General features: G+C 71.6%; 12 protein-coding genes and 3 tRNA genes. 9 read left to right on the top strand and 6 right to left on the bottom strand.

What is annotated here, in order from left to right:
• The first annotated feature begins 99 nt into the window (after positions 1-99).
• Positions 100-1914 carry a CocE/NonD family hydrolase gene (locus tag ABD810_RS10660; RefSeq protein ID WP_344937407.1) on the top strand — a complete coding sequence of 605 codons (1815 nt, stop codon included), beginning with the start codon at positions 100-102 and terminating at the stop codon, positions 1912-1914.
• A 115-nt stretch (positions 1915-2029) separates the two neighbouring features.
• Here the strand turns inward: ABD810_RS10660 and hutH are convergent, their stop codons facing one another.
• A complete protein-coding gene (gene hutH / locus ABD810_RS10655) occupies positions 2030-3577 on the bottom strand; it encodes a histidine ammonia-lyase (RefSeq protein WP_344937405.1) in 1548 nt (515 codons plus the stop codon).
• Positions 3578-4031: 454 nt separating this feature from the next.
• Between hutH and ABD810_RS10650 the strand changes: the two genes are divergently transcribed.
• The 3 genes from ABD810_RS10650 to ABD810_RS10640 all read left to right on the top strand — a co-directional run bounded on the left by ABD810_RS10650 (position 4032) and on the right by ABD810_RS10640 (position 4300).
• Positions 4032-4103: transfer RNA gene (locus ABD810_RS10650), tRNA-Gly, on the top strand.
• A 32-nt stretch (positions 4104-4135) separates the two neighbouring features.
• Positions 4136-4206, top strand: a tRNA-Cys gene (locus tag ABD810_RS10645).
• A gap of 19 nt (positions 4207-4225) precedes the next feature.
• Positions 4226-4300: transfer RNA gene (locus ABD810_RS10640), tRNA-Val, on the top strand.
• Positions 4301-4426: 126 nt separating this feature from the next.
• Here the strand turns inward: ABD810_RS10640 and ABD810_RS10635 are convergent.
• A complete protein-coding gene (locus ABD810_RS10635; RefSeq protein WP_344937403.1) occupies positions 4427-5434 on the bottom strand; it encodes a 1-aminocyclopropane-1-carboxylate deaminase in 1008 nt (335 codons plus the stop codon).
• 275 nt (positions 5435-5709) lie between these two features.
• Between ABD810_RS10635 and ABD810_RS10630 the strand changes: the two genes are divergently transcribed.
• The 3 genes from ABD810_RS10630 to ABD810_RS10620 are packed head-to-tail and all read left to right on the top strand — an operon-like array spanning position 5710 to position 11545.
• Positions 5710-7611, top strand: coding sequence for a serine/threonine protein kinase (locus ABD810_RS10630; protein WP_344937400.1), 1902 nt, complete (start codon positions 5710-5712; stop codon positions 7609-7611).
• Positions 7608-9626, top strand: a complete 2019-nt coding sequence (locus ABD810_RS10625; RefSeq protein WP_344937398.1) for a protein kinase domain-containing protein — start codon at positions 7608-7610, stop codon at positions 9624-9626. The genes ABD810_RS10630 and ABD810_RS10625 overlap by 4 nt, the downstream gene beginning before the upstream one ends.
• 5 nt (positions 9627-9631) lie before the next feature.
• Positions 9632-11545: a protein kinase domain-containing protein gene (locus ABD810_RS10620; protein WP_344937395.1), complete on the top strand. Its 1914-nt coding sequence runs from the start codon at positions 9632-9634 to the stop codon at positions 11543-11545.
• Positions 11546-11558: 13 nt separating this feature from the next.
• Here ABD810_RS10620 and ABD810_RS10615 read toward each other — a convergent pair whose 3' ends face one another.
• On the bottom strand, positions 11559-13187 hold the full coding sequence (locus tag ABD810_RS10615; RefSeq protein WP_344937392.1) for a beta-N-acetylhexosaminidase: 1629 nt from the start codon (positions 13185-13187) through the stop codon (positions 11559-11561).
• 325 nt (positions 13188-13512) lie between these two features.
• Between ABD810_RS10615 and ABD810_RS10610 the strand changes: the two genes are divergently transcribed.
• Positions 13513-13953, top strand: a complete 441-nt coding sequence (locus ABD810_RS10610) for a hypothetical protein (protein WP_344937389.1) — start codon at positions 13513-13515, stop codon at positions 13951-13953.
• Between the two features lie 113 nt (positions 13954-14066).
• Complete coding sequence (locus ABD810_RS10605) at positions 14067-15053, top strand: isopenicillin N synthase family dioxygenase (protein WP_344937386.1); 987 nt, start codon at positions 14067-14069, stop codon at positions 15051-15053.
• Here the strand turns inward: ABD810_RS10605 and ABD810_RS10600 are convergent.
• From ABD810_RS10600 to ABD810_RS10590, 3 genes are all read right to left on the bottom strand, one after another.
• A complete protein-coding gene (locus tag ABD810_RS10600; RefSeq protein ID WP_344937384.1) occupies positions 15050-16507 on the bottom strand; it encodes an ATP-binding protein in 1458 nt (485 codons plus the stop codon). The two genes, ABD810_RS10605 and ABD810_RS10600, sit on opposite strands and share 4 nt — an antisense overlap.
• Positions 16504-18162, bottom strand: a complete 1659-nt coding sequence (locus ABD810_RS10595) for an NAD(P)/FAD-dependent oxidoreductase (protein WP_344937382.1) — start codon at positions 18160-18162, stop codon at positions 16504-16506. Before ABD810_RS10595 ends, ABD810_RS10600 begins: the two co-directional genes overlap by 4 nt.
• A 128-nt stretch (positions 18163-18290) precedes the next feature.
• The gene (locus tag ABD810_RS10590; RefSeq protein ID WP_344937380.1) at positions 18291-19718 is read right to left on the bottom strand and encodes an L-fucose/L-arabinose isomerase family protein; all 1428 of its coding nucleotides are present in this window, start codon (positions 19716-19718) and stop codon (positions 18291-18293) included.
• Positions 19719-19931: the final 213 nt, after the last annotated feature.

Here is a 19931-nt window from a genome sequence, read left to right as displayed (position 1 = left end):
AGGCGCGGCTTTTGCCCGGACCACCCTGAAACGTCAAGTAGCGACAAACCCTGTGAAAATCGTTAGCCTCCCATGGCAGCCACTGTCACGGGAGTGTCAATGAACATTCGCGGGAAAGCGTCGACCGCCGCGGCGGCCGTCGCGCTGGTCACCTTAGCCACCCTCACCGCGGGCGGATCGCCCGCGGCCGCCCAGGCCGGAGCGGTGACCGCGCCGGCCGGGGCCCCGGTCACACACGAGGAGAACCCACGGGTTCCCGAGGGCGCCGCGTGGACGGAGGCGTACTTCCCCTCCTCGGACGGCAGTGGTGTCGAACTGCACGCCGACGTGCTGCGCCCGGCGCACCTGCCGGCCGAAGCCAAGACGCCGGTGATCCTCTCGGTGGGCCCCTACTTCGCGCACGCGGGGCAGACGGGTCCCGAGGGATGGGACCGGGTCGGGCCATCGGCTCGCTTCCAGGACTTCATCGACGGCGCCGGCCTGATGGCCCGCGGCTACACCTTCGTGATGGTCGACCTGCGCGGCTTCGGCGGCAGCACCGGGTGCCTGGACTGGGTCGGACCTGGCGAACAGGCCGACGTCCGCGCCGCCATCGACTGGGCGGCCGGCCAGCCCTGGTCGACCGGCAAGGTCGCGATGTACGGCAAGTCGTACGACGCCGTCACCGGGCTGGTGGGCAACAACCTCAAGCTGCGGAGCCTGAAGGCGGTCGTCGCGCAGGAGCCGGTCTGGAACATGTACAACTACCTGTTCAGCAACAAGGTCGCGCGCCCCAACGTCACCGGCACGCCGGCGGCGTACAACTCGATCGCGACGATCCCCGCGATGGCCGACGACAGCGACCGGTACAAGGCGAACGCGGCGTACGAGGTGAGCCATCCAGAGTGCCTGAGCGACAACATCACCAACAACAACGACCCCGACGAGCACTCGGCGTACTGGAGTGCCCGCGACCTGGCCGCCCACGCCGCCGGCACCCGCACGCCGTTGTTCGTGACCCAGGGCTTCATCGAGCCCAACACCAAGCCTGAGGACATGGAGGTCTACCTGGACCACCACCGGGGCCGGGAACGCGGATGGCTCGGCCAGTGGGAGCACGTGCGGGGCAACGACACCGACGCCGAGGGCCGGCTGCTGCAGGGTCGTGCCGGCTGGTTCGACGAGGTGATGCGGTTCTACGACCAGTACCTCCGCGGCGTCGATCCGTCGGTGACCGACCCGGCGTACGCCATCGAGGACAGCCTCGGCCACTGGCGCGCCCAGACGACCTGGCCTGTGATCACAGCGTCGTACGGCGCGCGGCTCTCCTCCGGCCGGTACCTCGACCAGGGCGGTGCCACCACGACGGCCGCCCCGGCGGATGACGGCCGCTGGGACATGGAGCGGGCACCGCGGATCGAGCCGCTGTCCGGCACCGAGAAGAACGCGGCCAAGCGGGGCGACGCCGCCGCCACCAGCTACTGGACCTGGTCCACGCCCGCCCCGCAGCCACTCCGGATCACCGGTACGCCCAAGATCAGGCTCAACGCCAGTACGAGCGGGAACGTGATGGTCCGCCTGTGGGACGTCGCTCCTGACGGCACGGCGACGATGTTCGACGAGAACGTCGCCCTGCTGGAGAACAGAGGAACGATCTCGTTCGATCTGAAGTCGGCCGACTGGACCTTCGAAGAGGGGCACCGGCTGGGGGTCCAGATCGGGACCATCGACTCCGGCCGCTGGCGGGACGTGCCCTCTGGCAACACGATCAGGATCTCCGACGCGCGGCTGAGCCTGGACCTGCAGTCCCCGAGGTCCGACGTGCCGACGCAGGGCGACCGCTCGCCGTACCTGGACCAGTACCTCGCGGCCAACACCGTCACGCTCGGCGACGTCGGTCCCGGCACCTTCCCGCTGCGGATCCGGCGGGGCTGACCAAGTACGCCCGGTACCCGCCACAGCGGGTGCCGGGCACCCGGCAACGACCCGAAGGTCACAGACCCACGGGAGCCGGCCTCTGGGGGCCGTGAGAGGCCCCGGAGGCCAGGTCTCAGGCGAGGGGGCCGGTGACGGACTCGGCGGCGGCCAGCACGGTGCGGTCGCCGACCAGTGCGACGGCCGACTCGATCTCGGGGGCGAGGAACCGGTCCGGGCCCGGGCCTGGCACCTCCTGACGCAGGGCGGCGACCACGGCGCCGGTCGCGGGAGCGGGCTCGAACGGCCGGCGCAGCTCGATCGCGCGGGCCGCGGTGAGGACCTCGATGGCGAGCACGCGCGTGAGCCCGTCGATCGAGCGGCGCAGCTTGCGCGCGGCCGACCAGCCCATGGAGACGTGGTCCTCCTGCATCGCCGAACTCGGGATCGAGTCGACGCTGGCCGGCACGGCGAGGCGCTTGAGCTCCGAGACGATCGCCGCCTGGGTGTACTGGGCGATCATGTGCCCGGAATCGACGCCCGGGTCGTCGGCCAGGAACGCGGGCAGGCCGTGGCTGCGGGAGACGTCGAGCATGCGGTCCGTGCGCCGCTCGGCCATGGAGGCGACGTCGGCCACGGCGATCGCCAGGAAGTCGAGCACGTACCCGACAGGGGCGCCGTGGAAGTTGCCGTTGGACTCGACCCGGCCGTCGTCGAGCACCACGGGGTTGTCGACGGCCGAGGCCAGCTCCCTGCCCGCCACGGTGGCGGCGTGGGCGGCGGTGTCACGGGCCGCCCCGGCGACCTGGGGCGCGCAGCGCAGCGAGTAGGCGTCCTGGACCCGGGTGCAGGTGTCGTCGCGGTGGGAGGCCATGATCCCCGAGTCGCGCAGCAGCGCCCGCAGGTTGGCCGCGGAAGCCGCCTGGCCCGGATGGGGGCGCAGGGCCTGCAGTTCCCCGGCGAACACGCGGTCGGTGCCGAGCAGGGCCTCCACGCTCATGGCGGCACTGATGTCGGCGGTCTTGAGAAGGGCGGAAAGGTCGTCGAGGGCCAGCACCAGCATGCCGAGCATGCCGTCGGTGCCGTTGATGAGGGCCAGGCCCTCCTTGGCGGCCAGCTCGACCGGCTCCAGCCCCACGGGCTTCATCGCCTCGCGGGCGGTCTTCAGCTCGCCGTCGCGGTCGCGCACCGGCCCCTCCCCCATGAGCGCGAGGGCGACGTGGGAGAGCGGCGCGAGGTCGCCGGAGCAGCCGAGGCTTCCGTGCTCGTGGACGACCGGCGTGATCCCGGCGCCGAGCAGCCCCGCGAGGAGCTGGGCGGTGGACGGCCGCACTCCGGTGTGCCCGGTGGCCAGGGTGTGCAGGCGCAGGAGCATCATCGCGCGGACCACCTCGGTCTCCACCTCGGGGCCGGACCCCGCGGCGTGCGACCGCACCAGGGAACGCTGCAGCTGCGCGCGCAGCTCGGGGTCGATGTGCCGGGTGGCGAGGGCGCCGAACCCCGTGGAGACGCCGTAGGCGGGGGTGGGGCTCGCCGCGAGCTCGTCCACGCGGGCACGGGCGCGGGCCATGGCCGTGACCGCCTCGTCGGTGAGGCGAACGGCGGCGCCGTGCCGGGCGACGCGGATCACGTCGGCGAAGCTCAGCGGTTCCGGACCGATGTTCACGACCTCGTTGTCGCGCATGGTGTCACTCTCTCGCTTAGGTAACTGGCGTATTGGATGTTAGCCCCTTACCGGAGAACATCGCGGCCAGCCCTTTTCTGCCCAGGTCGGTCAACTCCAGCGCGCGCCCAGGAACGCCATCGGGGCGATGCCGGCGTCGTTGGCGACCATGTTTCGACGGTAGCCCAAACATGGTTCGACCAGGATCGAAGCATGGACGAGCACCCGGCGCCCCCGCCGCCCAAGATCCCTTCCCCCTTGTCCCGCGCCGATCACGTGACCGCCCTCCCAGGATCGAGGCGATCAGAGCGCGTGGGATCTTCCCCGCGACCCCGACTGGACCCTGCGCCAGATCGCCGAACACGTCGCCGGGATCACCTGGTACGCGGAGCAGATCGGCCGGCTTCGGTTTGGGGAGTTGGCCGGGATTCGCTAGAGTTCTCTGCGTGAGGCCGGGTGTTCACCGGCCGATCATGCGGACGTGGCTCAGTGGTAGAGCATCACCTTGCCAAGGTGAGGGTCGCGGGTTCGAATCCCGTCGTCCGCTCGGAGAGGCCTTGTGGAGACGAGGCCTCGCCCGGTGGAGTGGCCGAGAGGCGAGGCAGCGGCCTGCAAAGCCGCGTACACGGGTTCAAATCCCGTCTCCACCTCTGCAATGATGATCAGCACGGGCGATTAGCTCAGTGGGAGAGCGCTACCTTGACACGGTAGAGGCCACTGGTTCAATCCCAGTATCGCCCACCACCACCGAATCCCCAGGTCACCGACCTGGGGATTCTCCTTTTCCAGCCGCGTCCCCGGCTCCGCCGATCTCCGGATCGCCGAGGCGGATGCGACCAGGCGACCTGGCGACCCGGCCCAGCCGGGACGCTAGCGGAAGAGCCCGCTGTAGGCGTTCAGGGCCGGCTGGCCGCCGAGGTGGGCGTACAGGACGTTGGAGTCCTTGGGGATGTCGCCGTCGCGGACCAGGTCGATCAGCGCGGCCATCGACTTGCCTTCGTACACCGGGTCGAGGATGACCCCTTCGAGTCCTCCGGTGAGCCGGATGGCGTCCAACGTGGAGGCGACCGGGATGCCGTAGCGGTCCCCCGCCCAGCCCTCCAGGACGGTGATCTCCTCGTCGCGCAGGTCGCGGCCGAGCCCGATCAGCTCGGCGGTGCCGCGAGCGATCTTCTCGACCTGGGCGCGGGTCTCGGCCGCTCGTGCCGAGGCATCGATGCCCAGGATCCGGCGGGGACGGTCCTGCCCGGCGAAGCCCGCGATCATCCCGGCCTGCGTGCTGCCGGTGACCGTGCAGACCACAATGGTGTCGAAGAAGACGCCGAGCTCCTGCTCCTGCACCTGCACCTCACGCGCCCAGTTGGCGAACCCCAGGCCGCCGAGCGGATGGTCGGAGGCGCCGGCCGGGATGGCGTACGGCGTGCCACCGGCGGCCCGGACCTCTTCCAAGGCCTGGTTCCAGCTGTCCTTGAAGCCGATGCCGAAGCCGGCGTCGACGAGCTCCACATGGGCGCCCATGATGCGGGACAGCAGGATGTTGCCCACCTTGTCGTTGACCGGATCGGGCCAGTCGACCCAGCTCTCCTGCACGAGCCTGGCCTTCAGCCCCACCTTGGCCGCCACCGCGGCCACCTGCCGGGTGTGGTTCGACTGCACCCCTCCGATGGTCACCAGGGTGTCCGCGCCCTGCCGGAGCGCGTCGGGGACGAAGTACTCCAGCTTCCGCGTCTTGTTGCCGCCGAAGGCCAGGCCGCTGTTGCAGTCCTCACGCTTGGCCCAGACCCGGGCTCCGCCGAGGTGCTGGCTGAGCCGGTCGAGCGGATGGACCGGGCTGGGGCCGAACAGCAGGGGATGGCGCTCGAAGTCGTCCAGGGACATGTCCGGCTCCTCGTGGTCGTACCCGCTCGCATGGTGCGCGGCGGTCCCACCAGATCGTACGCGCGGCCCGGTCAACGCCTGGATTCCGCCCACTTCCCGGCGCTCGGACCGTCCCAGGTGGGCGAATCAACTCCCCTGGGGCCAGCGCCCGAGGCGCTGAAAATCACAGCGGCGTCGCGCCTTTCGCGCTCCACCTCAGGGTGCGTTCCACGCCCGGCAAGCCCTATGCTCGTTGATGACATTGGAGAGCAAGCTCCCACTGGAGCAGGCGGCGAATGATCACGGATGCTCCGCTCAGCCGGTCGGATCCCACAGAGATCGGTGGATATTCACTGGTAGCCCGGCTTCGCGAGGACGACGCGGCATGTGTCTACCTTGCGCAGGACCCCTCAGGGGACCGGGTCGATGTCATGTGGATGCGCGACGGCGTGGTGCCCGACGACGCGTCCGGGCGATTATCCGAGGCGGTCAGGAAGCTCGCGGTCGTGTCGGTCTCTTCCATCGTGCAGACGATCTCCTCCGGAGTGCAGGACGGCCGGCCGTACATCGTCAGCGAGCATGTGGACGGGGTGTCCCTGCGCGAGGCGGTGGAGCGCGACGGGCCGCTACGCGAGACGGCGCTGCACCGGATGGCCATCTCCACGATGACCGCGCTGGTCGCTCTGCACCAGGCGGGCATCGCCCACGGTGACCTGCACCCCGGGAACGTGCTACTGGGACCTGACGGCGTGCGCGTGTCGGGGTCCGGCATGGCGCAGGCGATGCCGGTCGACGGCGAGGGGTCCACCCGCGCGCTGGCGTCCATCGCCTATCTCCCTCCCGAACGGTTCGAAAGTCCCGAGCCGGAACCGCCGGGGGACCTGTTCGCCTGGGCCGCCACACTGGTCTACGCGGCGACCGGCCACGACGCCTTCGACGGCGGCTCGACGGCGGCCACGATCAACCTGGTGATGCGGGGACAGGCCGACCTCGATGCGCTGGACGACCACCTGCGCGGGGTCGCGGCCGCCTGCCTGGACAAAGACCCGGCCGAGCGGCCCGCGGCGGCCGACGCCCTGCTCGGGCTGGTCGGCCACTCCATGCTGACGATCGCGGGGGAACCACCGCCCGGTGTGACGGCCCCCGATCCGGTGCCCGGCCCCTGGCCGCGGAGGCTGCTGCTCGGCGCCGGCGCCCTGGTCGTCATCGCGGCCTCGGCGACCGCGGGCCATCTCCTGGCCGCCGGCTCCATACAGGCCGCCCCCCGGGCCCCGGCCACCACGCCGACGCCGTCGCTCAACCTGGCGGCCACCGCGCCCCGGCCGGTCGCTCCTCCGGAGGTCACCAGCAAGGTGTCCCTTCCCGGCATCGATGCGACACTTCACGAGAATCCCGCCGATCCTCAGCGGTTCGTCGCCTACCGCGGTAAGGGCGGCGCCTATGTGCGAGCCGTCGGCACTACGCGTTTCACCCCCGCCGGGCTGTCCGCGAAGGACGTGACGTCCGCGGCGGACGGTTCCCGGCTGGCCTTCCTCGGCGACGGTGCGGACTCCGGAACCGTCGTGTTCGTCGACCGCGACGGGAGCGGGCGTTTCTCGGTCGCCGTTCCGGCCTCCGCCCGGCGGCCGGTGTTCGACCGCGACGCCCGGCGCCTCCTGCTCACCCTCACTTCCGGCAAGGACGAGGTGCCCACCGGTTTCGTCGTCGTCGACGTCGGGCGGCGCACGATGACCGAGGTCGACACCGATGAGGAGACCCAGCGCGGCGAGGGAGTCTACGCGTGGCTGCCGGACGGCTCCGGAGTCACCGTGTCGTACAAGACCGAGCGTGACTACGGCATGCGGATCCGCGATCTGGCCGGACGCGAGGTGCGCACCATGGATTGGGTGGGCTTCAGCACCGGCCGCCGGATGTTCTCCCCTTCCGGGAGGCAGTTCCTGACCCTGTGCCCGAGCGGCGGCACCTACTGCGCCTGGGAGACCGGCACCGGTGTCCGGCGTGCGTCGTTCAGCGTCACCTTCGACTACGCGGAGTTCTGGGGCTGGTACGACGAGAACCACGTGCTGGTGCTCGATCCGAGCAAGGACCCGCACCGGATCCTCGTCATGGACTTCCTCGGACGGCCGCAGCGGACGATGGCGACGATCAAGGCCTCCGACGACGCTCCCGATCTCTTCTTCACCAGGGCGGACCGATGAGCACGCCGACTCCCGCCGATGCGACCGCCTCGGAGAACCCCGGCCGCATCGGCCCCTACCGGGTCGTGAAGCGCCTGTCGGCGAGTTGCTGCTCCGTCGCGACCTACCTCGCCGAGTCCCCCTCGGGGGAGCGGGTGGTGGTCCGGCACTACGCCGATCCCCCGGCGCGGCGGCCGGCGGACCCCTCGTCATGGCTCGACCGGTTACGCCAGGCGTCCACGGTGGGCACCGCTCACGTACTGGACGTCGGCCCGGACTACGTGGCCGGTGAGCACGTCGACGGGCCCGCCCTGCCCACGGAGATCCAGAACCGCGGGCCCATCTCCGGCGCGGCGCTGCAGCGCCTGGCCATCGCCACCGTCACCGCCCTGGCCGCCCTCCACCGGGCCGGGATCGACCACGTCGGCATCCGGCCGAGCCGCGTCCTGCTCGGGCCGGACGGGCCTCGCCTCGCCTACCCCGGTCCCGAACACCACGACATGTCCTCCTCGGCCCACGAGACCAATCCGCTCAGTGCCGGCGCCCTGTCGTGGCGGGCGCCGGAGGAGCTCGAAGGGCACCGGCCCGGCCCGCCCGCGGACCTGTTCGCCTGGGCGGCGGTGATGGCCTACGCCGCCACCGGCAGGGACCCGTTCGACGCGGGCTCGATCACCGCGACGATCAAGCGGCTGTCGAACGCGGCCGCCAACCTGGGCGCGCTCGAGGAGGGGGCCCTGCGCGATCTGCTGACCGACTGCCTGGTCAGGGAGCCGGACCAGCGTCCGTCCGCCGAGGACGCGCTGCTGCGGCTGATCGGGCACTCCCACGTGCTGGAAACCGCCGTCCCCGACTCCGTCGTCGCTCCGCGGGCCGCGGCGCGCCCGCGATCGGGTCTGCGCCGTGTCGTCCTGCCGCTCGCGGCGGGCCTGGTCCTCGCCCTGGTCGCCGGGGGCGTCTCCGCGGCCGTCACGCTCCGCACCGCCGGCGACCGGCGACCGGCGACCGCCCCTACGAGTGCCGGCGCCTCGTGGACGCCCCGGGCCGTACCGTCCGGCCCCCTCTCCCCGCTCCCGCGGGGAACCGCGGTCACCCTCCCCGGCGGGCTCGGCACCGTGTACGAGGATCCGGCCGACCCGGTCCGCCTGGGCTCCATCCGCGTCAACGATGGGAGCAAGGATGAAAGCTCCAGCGCCTCCTACGCCCGCGATCCCAAGACCGGCGCCTTCGAGGAGGTAGGCCTCCCCAACACCTTGGCGGAGCTGTCTCCGGACGGCCGGTGGCTCGCCACCTTGGACAGCCTGTTCCTCGCCACGTCGAACCAGCTGGACGTCGCCTTCACCGACCACCTCACCGGCGCCCGGTTCACCGTGCCCGCCCTGCGCCTTCCCTATGTCACTTTCGGGTTCGCCTGGTCCCGGCAGAGTGACAGCGTGGTCATCACGGCCGTGAAGCAGGAGAAGGGCAAGGGGAAGGACACCAACACCGTCTACGCGGCCGGATTCGTGATCATCGACGTGCGGGCGCGGACCTCGGTGTTCGTGCCCACCTCGGACGCCGAGGAGGTCAAGTCGGCCGGTTCGGCGATCGACCCGAACTCGTTCCTTCCCCTCTACCGGTGGGCGCCTGACGGCCGCTCGGTGGCCGCGCGCTACGTCACCGCCAACCTGACACAGGGCCTGCGGTTCCGGGACCTGTCGGGACAGCCGATCAGGCTGATGCACTGGGTGGGCAGCCCCACGGGCAACGGCGACTGGTTCTCCCCCTCCGGTGAGCTGTTCGCCACCAGCGGCTGCGGGCAGACTCCCGTGATCTGTGTGTGGCGGACCGCGACCGGCCAACGGGTCGCGACCATCCCCGCCACGGGCGGTGGCTCGCTCATCGGCTGGTACGACGAGCGTCACTTCATCGAGGTGTCCCGGGAGGACGGCGTTCATCGGGTGGTGGCGCGGGACTTCGCCGGAAAGGTGGCGCGGGTGCTGGCGGAGGTTCGCGCGCCCGCGTCCGCCCTGGTCGACGTGCGTTACACGCGAGGCTGAGCGGGATGTCGGGCGCGACCCCGCTACACGCCGGCGATCCCGTCCGCCTGGGTGCCTACCGCATCGTGGGCAGGCTCGGGGCGGGCGGTCAGGGCGTCGTCTACCTCGCCGAGTCCGCGGGTGGCGATCCCGTGGCGATCAAGATGCTCCACGCCTCGCCGGACACCGCCTCGGTGTTCCGGTTCCGGCGCGAGTCGGAGGTGCTCCCCAAGGTCGCCTCCTTCTGCACGGCGCAGGTGCTGGAGACCGGGGTCGCCGGAACCGTGCCGTACATCGTCAGCGAGTACATCGAAGGCCCGACCCTGCAGCAGGCGGTGGCCGAGCGCGGCCCGCTGCGTGGCCGGGAGCTGCACAGGCTCGCGGTCGGCACGATCACCGCGCTGGCCGCCATCCACCGCGCGGGAGTGGTGCACCGCGACTTCAAGCCGGCGAACGTGCTGCTGAGCCGGGACGGCCCACGGGTGATCGACTTCGGCATCGCCCGCCAGGCCGGTGGAGAGGCCACCGAGGGCGGGCCGATCGGCACCCCGTCGTACATGGCACCGGAACAGCTGGGCGAGGACCCGGTCGGCCCGGCCGCCGACCTGTTCGCCTGGGCCTGCACCATGACCTTCGCGGCCACGGGGCATCCCCCGTTCGGCACCGACTCCCTTCCGGCGATCCTGCGCAGGATCCTGCACGCCGAACCCGATCTCGGCGGGCTCGACGGCGAGTTGCGCGACCTGGTCGCCACCTGCCTGGCCAAGGACCCCGAGGCCAGGCCGATGACCAGGCAGGTGCTGCTCCAGCTCCTCGGCCGGCCCCCCGAGGCGCCGGCCAGGGCGGCCGGGCAGGAGGAGCTGGAAGCGGGCAGCACCTACGCGGCGCAGCCCACCGCTCCCCCCCGGCGGCGGCGCGGGCTCGGCGCCGTGATCGCCGTCATCGCCGTGCTCCTGATCGGCGGGCTGGCCTACCGGGTCATCCCCGCGTCCGGCACACCCTCGCCGTCGCCTTCCCCATCCCCGTCGATCTCGATCGCCTCCAGCGGCGCTCCGGCGAAGCCCACCCATGAGGTCACCGTGGCGGAACTCGGGGCCAAGCTGTACGAGCACCCCTCCGACCCGCTACGGCTCACGTCCTTCATCGACAGGGGCCCCGATCTGCGGTTCACCGCGGCCTGGCGCTCACCCGGCACCGACGCCTTCCGTACGATCGGCGAACGCATGCTGCTCCAGGTCTCCCCGGATGGGACGAGCATGGCGGGTCTCCACGAGCTTCCGAAGTACGTGCACCAGAACCCCAACCACGTCCGCATCACCGACCGCACCCTGGGCGGGGAGATCTGGGTGCCGACGGTGGACAGGCCGCTCGCCGTGCGCGGCCTGCTCTGGTCCGACGACAGCGGCCGCCTGCTGCTGACCCTCTACGACACTCGTGACGACGAGGCGAACAGTGTCGGGTTCGTCGTCGTCGACCGGCGGACGCGCAAGGCCACGGTCAACCGGATCGACGAACGCGGCACCGGCCGCGGGAACTACCTGTGGGGTCCTGGGGACACCACGGCCGCCCGGGCGGCGGGCAAGGACGAGATCCGGCTCTACGACCTGAACGGCGCCTTCCAGCGCACCATCAAAGGGCTGCGGGTGCCCGCCGAGGACGGCCCGAAGTTCTCCACCGGAGGGCTGGTCGCCGGCCTGTGCCCGGGGAAGGGGAACACCGCCTGCGTGCTGGACGCGGTCACCGGCAAGCGCAAGGCCACCTTTCCGCTGCCCGCCGGAGGCCAGATCTGGTTCTGGTTCAACACCGACCACCTCGCCGTGTACGAGAAGGGGACCGATCCCCCCCGGCTCCGCGTCGTGGATCTGACCGGCAAGCCGGTACGGCTCCTGGCCGAGTTCCTCCAGGGCACCGATTGGACCGTCCACTGGACCGGCGGCTGATCCCGCCGGAGGCCTAGGGGCTCCACGGCACCTGCGGGGAGCGGTAGAAGCCGATGCCCATGACCGTCCAGCGCGGGCCCTGGGCGCCGAGCCGGAGCCGGAAGGCGTTCCAGTCGTGCGTCGCCCACGGCGACCACCCCAGCTCGGCGATGGCGGGCAGGCGCGGGAACGCCATGTACTCGATGTGGTCCTCGGTGACGATCGTCTCGCTCCACAGGGGCGCCTCGACACCCAGCACGGCGGAGGCGGGCACGCCGCTCAGGTACGAACCGGGGTCCCAGCCGTAGGCCTTCCGCACCTCGATGTGGCCCGCCCAGTCCAGCCCCAACGGGGTCTGCGCGTTGTACTTCATGTCCAGGTACGCCCTGTCGGCCGGGGACATGACGACGCGCGCGCCTCGCGACACCGCGGAGGTCACCAGCGAGTCGGAGGTGGTCAGGCCCCAGTACTGCACGACGCGGCCAGGAGAGTGCTGAACGGCCGAGGCTCCCAGCTGGTGCCAGCCCATGACGGTCTTCCCGGCGCCGGTCACCAGCGGCTGGACGCGGTTCGTGAACGCCGCGTACTGCGTGGGCGAGGTCGCGGCGGCCTCGTCCCCGCCGATGTGCAGGTAGGGGCCTGGGGTCATGGCCGCGAGCTCGGACAGCACCCCGCCGACGAAGGAGTAGGTGTTCTCCTTGGTCGTGCACAGCGAGCTGAACCCGACGTCGGTGCCGGTGTAGAGCGGTGGCGCGACCCCGTCGCAGTTCAGCTCGGCGTACGACGCGAGCGCGGCGTTGGTGTGCCCGGGCATGTCGATCTCCGGCACGATCGTGACGTACCGCTGCGCCGCGTACGCGACGATGTCCTGGTACTGCGCCTTGGTGTAGTAGCCGCCCGCGCCACCGCCGACCTGCGTGCTGCCGCCGTACGTGGCCAGACGCGGCCATCCGTCGATGACGATCCGCCAGCCCTGGTCGTCCGACAGGTGCAGGTGCAGATGGTTCACCTTGTAGAGCGCGATCCGGTCGATGTACCGCTTGACCGTCGCCGGCGGGTGGAAGTGCCGGGCGACGTCGAGCATCGCGCCCCGGTAGGCGAAGCGCGGGTGGTCGACCACGCGACCGCCCGGGACCGTCCACGGGCCGGGCCGGACCGTGGCGCTCTCGATCTCGGCGGGCAGGAGCTGGCGCAGTGTCTGCACCCCGTTGAAGAGCCCGTTCGCGGTCCGCGCTCTGATGACCACCGTGCCGGCGGTGACGTCGAGCTGGTATCCCTGGGTGCCCACGCTGGAGTCGGCCCCCGCCAGCAGGAGCGAGATGCCCGAGGCGGGAGCACCTGCCGGCGCCGGTGCGACCGGCAGGGCGTATCCGGTGGAGCGGCGCAGTATGGCCGCCAGGTAGGCGCCCACGTTCGCCGCGGCGGCGGAGCCGGCCTCGGTGAAGACGCCCGCGCCGGGCCGCAGCGTGTAGACCGTACCGGGCGTGGGCGTCACGGAGACGGGGGCGGGCAGCAGGTCGTTCATGGAGGAGGCGGCGGCGGCCGGCGAGGCTTCCGTGACCAGCACCAGGCCGGCGCCCGCCGCGAGCAGGACCGCTCCGGCGAGGCGTGCGAGCCGCGAACGGGCACGCAGGCGGGCCGGGCCGGAGGGGACGAGGCTCATGACGTCCTCCGCGAGCGTAGGCAACTATTAATAAGCCTTACTTACAGAAGTGGCCAGCGTCAAGGAAGCCTCCGGCGGGCGGCCGGTGCGGCGGCGCCCGGTGCGGCGGTGCCGCGGGGTGCCGCCGGCGCCCCGGTGGACCGTGCCGCCGGTGTGGCCGCCGAGCGATTCACGATCAGTCGCCGATCTTGGTGAACTACCGGAGCCCGGCCTGCGTATCCGTCACTGAACCGGGGTGCGAGTCGGTGGACGCGCGTGCAAGCCGCCCGGTTCGCACGCGCGGTCGCCGGCGCGCGGGCACTCGAACTACGGCAGGAGAACATCCATGACCAATGCCACGGCCGCCGTCCGGACCCTGCCCGTCCGCGCCCTCTCCGCCTGCCCCTGGTGGTGCGAGCGCGAGCATCCGAGCAGCTCCACCACCCACATGGCGGACATCGCCGAGTTGCGCAACGCCGGCGGGTTCACCGTGCAGATCACCATCGTGCAGCACGTGGACCCGGACCGCTCCGGCGAGCAGGTGGTGCGCCTGTTCACCTGCGCCGGCGAGCAGGCGACGGTCTCCGACCTCGCGCCCGGCGCCGCGGACGCGCTCGGCTCCTCCATCGTGGCGCTGAGCCCCAACGGCTCGGGACGCGCCTACGGGCTGGCACTGCGCCGGGCGGCGGCCCACCTGCTCCCGCCGCCGGGCCGGGAGGAGCAGGTCAGGCGGCCCGTGCCCGCGGTGCGACTGGTGGAGGACCCCGCCCCCGGCGGGCCCCCGTGAGCGGGTCGTCGCCGTGGCGGGGACGGTCAGGGCGCGCCGCCCGCCTTGGCGTGGACGTCGCCGGTCGCCGTCGCGCGATGCGGGCGTGCGCCGGGATTTGGTAAGAAAGGGACGTGAGCGAGTCACTGCCGGTCATCGACGTGTCGGCCCTGGTGCGGCCGGGTTCGCCCGGCGGCAGGGCCGCGGCGGCGGCGATCGGGACCGCCTGCCGTGAGAGCGGCTTCTTCTACCTCACCGGCCACGGCGTGCCCGATGGGCTCGTCGGCGAACTGGACGCCGCCGCGCGCCGCTTCTTCGCGCTCCCGCTGGAGCGGAAGATGGAGATCTCGATGGACCGGGGCGGCCGGGCCTGGCGCGGATACTTCCCCGTCGGCGCGGAGCTGACCTCGGGACGGCCGGACCTGAAGGAAGGCCTCTACTTCGGCACCGAATCGGCGCCCGGCGACCCGCGCCCCCTGCACGGCCGCAACCTGTTCCCCGCGGAGGTGCCGGAGCTGCGCGAGGCCGTGGGGGCCTACCTCGACACGCTCACCGGCGTCGCCCAGGGCGTGATGGGCGGGATCGCCCTGAGCCTCGGCCTGGCGGAGGACTACTTCGCCTCCGGCTACACCGCCGACCCCACCGTGCTGTTCCGCATATTCCACTACCCGCCAGCCCCGCCGGGCGCGAGCGACTGGGGTGTGGGCGAGCACACCGACTACGGCCTGCTGACCCTGCTGCTCCAGGACGGCAACGGCGGCCTCCAGGTGCACACGCGGAACGGCTGGATCGACGCGCCCCCGATCCCGGGCACGTTCGTGTGCAACATCGGCGACATGCTCGACCGGCTGACCGGGTCTTACTACCGCTCGACACCCCACCGGGTGCGCAACCTCAGCGGCCGCGGCCGCCTGTCGTTCCCGATCTTCTTCGACCCGGCCTGGGACGCCGAGGTGCCACCGCTCCCGTCGATGCCGCAGCGCGAGGGTGGCCGTCCCCGCTGGGACGGCCAGGAACTGCGGGCGTTCACCGGCACCTACGGCGACTACCTCACCGCCAAGGTGTCCAAGGTCTTCCCCCAGCTCACCACCGAGGCTCTGGACGGGCCGGGCACGACCTAGTCGGGCGTGATCGGCAGGAACACCCGGAACCTGGTGTCCCCCGGCGAGGACTCGACCTTGATGTCCCCGTGGTGCTTGTTCACGATGATCCGATATGAGATGTCCAGGCCAAGGCCCGTACCCTCGCCCACCGCCTTGGTGGTGAAGAACGGCTCGAAGATCCGGGGCCGGATCGCGGCGGGGATGCCCGGTCCGGTGTCGGCGATCTCGACGTAGACGCGTTCGGTGTCGTGCCCCGTGCGCAGGGTGAGGGTGCCGCCCTTCTCGCGCATCGCCCCGAAGGCGTTGTCGATCAGGTTGGTCCACACCTGGTTGAGCTCGGCGGCGTACGCCGGGATCTGCGGCACCGTGCGGTCGTACTCCTTGACCGTCCGCACCCCCTCGGGTGTCTTGGCCTGCATCATCGTCAGCGTGGCGTCGAGCAGGTCGTGCACGTCGATGGTCTGGTACGGGGCCCGGTCGAGCTGGGAGTACTGCTTGGCCGCGGAGACCAGCGTGGAGACGCGGGTGACGGCGTCGTCGATCTCCCCCATCAGCAGCTCGGTCTCGATCGTGTAGGTGAGCCAGCGCACGGCGGCCTCGAGGTTCTCCCCTCCGACGGCGCCGGTGATCTGCTCCAGCCACGGCACGTCGATGCCACCGGCCACCAGCGTGGGCGCGAGCTCCCACCCTCCCGTGACGTCGTGGTCGTCGAGCCAGTCGCCGAGCCGGTCCTCGGCGTCGGCCGTGGCCATCACCGACAGCGGAGCCGCGCTCGCGGCCCGCTTGACCGCGTCCTCCTGGAGCTCGACCAGGTCGTGCAGACGGGTGCCGTCCAGCCGTCCGTCGGCGATCATGGCCAGCTTGTGACGCATGCCGGCGACCCGCTCGCGCAGCACGGCGGTGGCCCGTACGGCCGCCGCGGCGGGGTTGTTCAGCTCGTGGGTCAGCCCGGCGGACAGCGACCCGAGCGCGAGCAGCCGTTCGCGCTCCCCGACGATCGTCTGGCTGGCGCGCATGCCGAAGAACATGCCCTCCAGCAGGTGCGTCGCCATCGGGAACCACTCGCGCAGCGACTTGGCCAGGACCTTCGAGGGCAGGGTGAACAGCTCGACGTCGCTGACGGCGTGCAGGGTGCTGGAGTAGTTCTGACCGATCCGGTCGCCGAGGTAGGCCTGCATGGCGCCCGCGTAGGCGCCTCGCTGCTCGGTGCGCGTGACCTCGACCTCGTCGCCCTGGATGCGCCGGGTCAGCGCGATCGCTCCGTTGAGCAACTGGTAGAAGCAGGTGGCGGGCTCGCCCTCCTTGTAGACCGTGGTGCCGGCCGGCCAGCGCTCGACACGGCCCTCCTCGACGAACCTGGCGAGCTGCGCGTCGTCGAGCGACTCGAGCAGGAACAGGGTGCGCAGCTCATCGGCGGTCAGGCGATCGCCGTTCATGTGCCCGCTTCCGGCGAGGTCTGCCGGCTCGGTCATTGCGCCTCCAGGTAACGGTGGATGAGCGAGACCGCCATCGCGCCCTCGCCGACCGCGGACGCGACGCGCTTGACCGAGTCGGCCCGTACGTCGCCCGCGGCGAAGACGCCCGGCATGCTGGACTCCAGATGGTAGGGGTCGCGGGGAAGCGACCAGCCCGGCGGCCGCTGACCGTCGGCGAGCAGGTCGGGCCCGGTGAGCACGAACCCCCGCTGGTCGCGGGCGACCGCCTTGTCGAGCCACTCGGTGCGCGGCTCGGCGCCGATGAAGATGAACAGCCACGAGGTGTCGGCCGTGCGGATCTCCCCGGAGCGGGGGTCGCACATCGACAGCCGCTCCAGGTGGCCGTCGCCCTCGGCCGCCACCACCTGGCTGTGCGGGTGGACCTCGATGTTGTCGATCTCCTGGATCTGGGCGATCAGATACTGCGACATCGACCGCCGCAGGTCGCCCGCGCGGATGAGGATGTGCACCCGCTTGGCGTACCGGGAGAAGTGCACGGCCGCCTGCCCGGCGGAGTTGGCGCCGCCCACGATGTAGATCTCCTGCCCGGCGCAGCTCGGGGCCTCGGTCGCCGCGGAGCCGTAGAACACGCCCCGGCCGGTCAGCTCGGCCAGGCCAGGTGCCTCCAGCATGCGATAGGAGACCCCGGTGGCGAGCACGACCGTGTGGGCCGCGATCATCGAGCCGTCGCCGAAGCGCAGCAGCCGCGTCGACCCCCCGGCCTGCAGGGCGACGACCTCGCGGGTGGTGAGGATCTCGGCGCCGAACCGGAGCGCCTGCCTGCGGGCCCGGTCTGTGAGCTGCGCGCCCGAGACCCCGTCGGGGAAGCCGAGGTAGTTCTCGATGCGGCTGCTCTGCCCGGCCTGCCCGCCGGTCGCGCGCTGCTCCAGCAGCACGGTGCGCAACCCCTCCGACGCGCCGTACACCGCCGCGCCCAGCCCGGCGGGGCCGGCGCCGACGACCACCAGGTCGTAGAACTCCTCCGCCGGGGTGGTGGTCAGGCCGACGTGCGCGGCCAGCTCGGCCTCGCTGGGCCTGACCAGCGAGGTGCCGTCCGGCGTGACCACCAGCGGGACCTCGTCGACCGACAGGCCCGCCGCCGAGAGCAGGCGGCCGCCTTCGGCCTCGTCGGCCAGCAGCCAGCGGTAGGGCACGAGGTTACGGGCGAGGAAGTCCCGCACCGCGAACGAGGGGGCCGACCACCGGTGCCCGACGACGCGGGTCTCGTTGATCGCCTCGTCCGGCGCGGCGATCCAGGCGTCGAGCATGGCGTCGACCACCGGGTAGAGCTTCTCCTCCGGCGGGTTCCACGGCTTCAGCAGGTAGTGGTCGAGGTCGACGATGTTGATGGCGTCGATGGCCGCGTCGGTGTCGGCGTACGCGGTCAGCAGGACGCGACGGGCCCGCGGGAAGATGTCCATCGCGGCCTCGAGGAACTGGATCCCGTTCATCTGGGGCATGCGGTAGTCGGCGAGCAGGACGGCGACCTGCTCACCACGTAGCTTGATCTCGCGCAGCGCCTCCAGGGCGGCCTCGCCGGAATCGGCTCGCACCACGCGGTAACGGTCGCCGTAACGGCGCCGGACATCACGGGCGACCGACCGTGAGACGGCCGGGTCGTCGTCAACGGTCAGAATTGCCGGATTCGCCATGTCTTCAATGAAATCATGCCGCCCGGAAAAGAGGAGCAGGCCTGATGATCGGCGGCAGAGCCGCCGTCCGGCGGGTCACGGCCCCGCTTCCACGAGTCCGGGTGGCCCCGCGAGCCCCGGGCGGCGGCTCACGGCCGCACCTCGACGAGCTCGACGTCCATCAGGTCGGCCAGGGCGCGCAGGTCGGCGGTGCGGTGGCCGGTGCCGAGGGCCCAGTGGTGGGAGATGCCGGTGGCGCTCCAGGCGTCGGTCCACTCGCCCGGGTCGCAGCCGAAGTCGACCCGGGAGGTGGTGTTGCCGATCTTGAGGTGCGGCCCGTCGACGACCTCGCCCTCGGAGACCACGAACGCGAACCGCCCGTCGCGCCCGTGCCGGATGCCGAACGCGGTGACCGGGCCCTGGGCGACGTCGAACTCCACCGACACCCCGAACCCCCGCTTGCCGTGGTAGACGCCGAGGCCGCGGAGCAGGGGACGCCGGGCGCTGATCGCGAGGTGGGCGGGTCCGTCGTGGCCCATCTCGACGTGGCCGCGCGTGAAGTCGAGCGCCTGGAACTCGGTGAAGGACCCGCCGCCGCCGAGCCGATCCATGATCAGCATGGCCAGGGAGGTGCGAAGCTCGTACTCGCCGGCGGCCGGGATGCCCCGCGCGGTGAGCAGCGAGGCTCCGAGGATCATGCCGGCGCCGAGCCGCTCGTGGACCTCGCCGTCCAGGCCGCGGTGGTAGTAGGCCAGGCTGTCGAGCGCGAAGTCGTCGGCGAGCCGGTCGAGCCCGACCGACACCCGGGCGGCCCAGGCGAAGTCCTCCTCGTTGACCGACTCGTCGAGCTCGAAGATGTCCCCGGCCAGGTCCATGCGCTCCTTGACCTCGGACTCTGCGACCTTCTCGACCCGCACCCGCAGGTCGTCGAACTCCAGCACCTCGACGTGGCCGCCGAAGTTGACCGGCACCAGCGTCAGATCGGTGGCGACGTCGAGCATGCCGGGATACAGATGGCCCATCAGGCCGTGGCGGCCGCGCCGAAGCGCCGCTCGCACCCCCGCCGCCCGCACCCAGCGCCCGATCTTGGCCCAGGCCCGCTCGTCTTCGAGGTGACCGGAGACCGAGCGGAACGGGATGCCCGCGCGGATGAAGGTGTTGGCCATCTCCGGCAGCGGGCACGCCCCGCAGTAGGCCAGCCACTGGCCGGTGTCGAAGGCGGCGTGGTCCATCGACTCGGTGGGCTGCAGGTTGATCAGCAGCACCGGCGCCCCGCTGCGCTGCGCGACCGGGAGGAGCATCGTGGCCGTCATGTAGGTGGTCAGGAATCCGACGATGATGTCGCACCCGGCCTCGCGCAGCCGCTCGGCGGCGGCCGCGCCCTCCTGGGCGTCGGAGATGAAGCCGACGTCCACGACGTCGCAGCCGAGCGCCCGCATGCGCTCCGACACGCGCTCGGCCGACCGGGTGAGCTGAGGGAGCAGGTCGGGGAACTGGGGCCAGTAGGCCCCGAGCCCTCCGGCGACCAGCCCCACCTTGGCGCCGGGCGGCGCGATCCGGGTCGGCTCCGTGCTCATGACGATCTCCTCTTACGCGGCCAGCGCGCGGGCACCGGCGGGTAAAACGTTTTACTCGACTGCATCCGGACGCTAATCCCGGCGATCGCGGCTTGTCAATGGACGATGAGCGCCAGGTTCACCGGGCGCGGAACGGTTTCTGTGCGATCGGGGCATGACACGTCCGGACGGCGGGATATCGCCGCTTTGGGGGTCTTATGCGATCGCCGCACC

Source organism: Sphaerisporangium flaviroseum, from assembly GCF_039537005.1.
Classification (GTDB): domain Bacteria; phylum Actinomycetota; class Actinomycetes; order Streptosporangiales; family Streptosporangiaceae; genus Sphaerisporangium; species Sphaerisporangium flaviroseum.
This window is presented reverse-complemented; position numbering and strand designations above follow the sequence as displayed.

Excerpts from the sequence above, each read along its gene's own strand:
- ABD810_RS10625 (WP_344937398.1), top strand. The coding sequence starts at position 7,608 with ATGAGCACGCCGACTCCCGCCGATGCGACCGCCTCGGAGAACCCCGGC.
- hutH (WP_344937405.1), bottom strand. The coding sequence starts at position 3,577 with ATGCGCGACAACGAGGTCGTGAACATCGGTCCGGAACCGCTGAGCTTC.
- ABD810_RS10595 (WP_344937382.1), bottom strand. The coding sequence starts at position 18,162 with ATGGCGAATCCGGCAATTCTGACCGTTGACGACGACCCGGCCGTCTCA.
- ABD810_RS10635 (WP_344937403.1), bottom strand. The coding sequence starts at position 5,434 with ATGTCCCTGGACGACTTCGAGCGCCATCCCCTGCTGTTCGGCCCCAGC.
- ABD810_RS10660 (WP_344937407.1), top strand. The coding sequence starts at position 100 with ATGAACATTCGCGGGAAAGCGTCGACCGCCGCGGCGGCCGTCGCGCTG.
- ABD810_RS10610 (WP_344937389.1), top strand. The coding sequence starts at position 13,513 with ATGACCAATGCCACGGCCGCCGTCCGGACCCTGCCCGTCCGCGCCCTC.
- ABD810_RS10590 (WP_344937380.1), bottom strand. The coding sequence starts at position 19,718 with ATGAGCACGGAGCCGACCCGGATCGCGCCGCCCGGCGCCAAGGTGGGG.
- ABD810_RS10630 (WP_344937400.1), top strand. The coding sequence starts at position 5,710 with ATGATCACGGATGCTCCGCTCAGCCGGTCGGATCCCACAGAGATCGGT.
- ABD810_RS10615 (WP_344937392.1), bottom strand. The coding sequence starts at position 13,187 with ATGAGCCTCGTCCCCTCCGGCCCGGCCCGCCTGCGTGCCCGTTCGCGG.
- ABD810_RS10620 (WP_344937395.1), top strand. The coding sequence starts at position 9,632 with ATGTCGGGCGCGACCCCGCTACACGCCGGCGATCCCGTCCGCCTGGGT.
- ABD810_RS10600 (WP_344937384.1), bottom strand. The coding sequence starts at position 16,507 with ATGACCGAGCCGGCAGACCTCGCCGGAAGCGGGCACATGAACGGCGAT.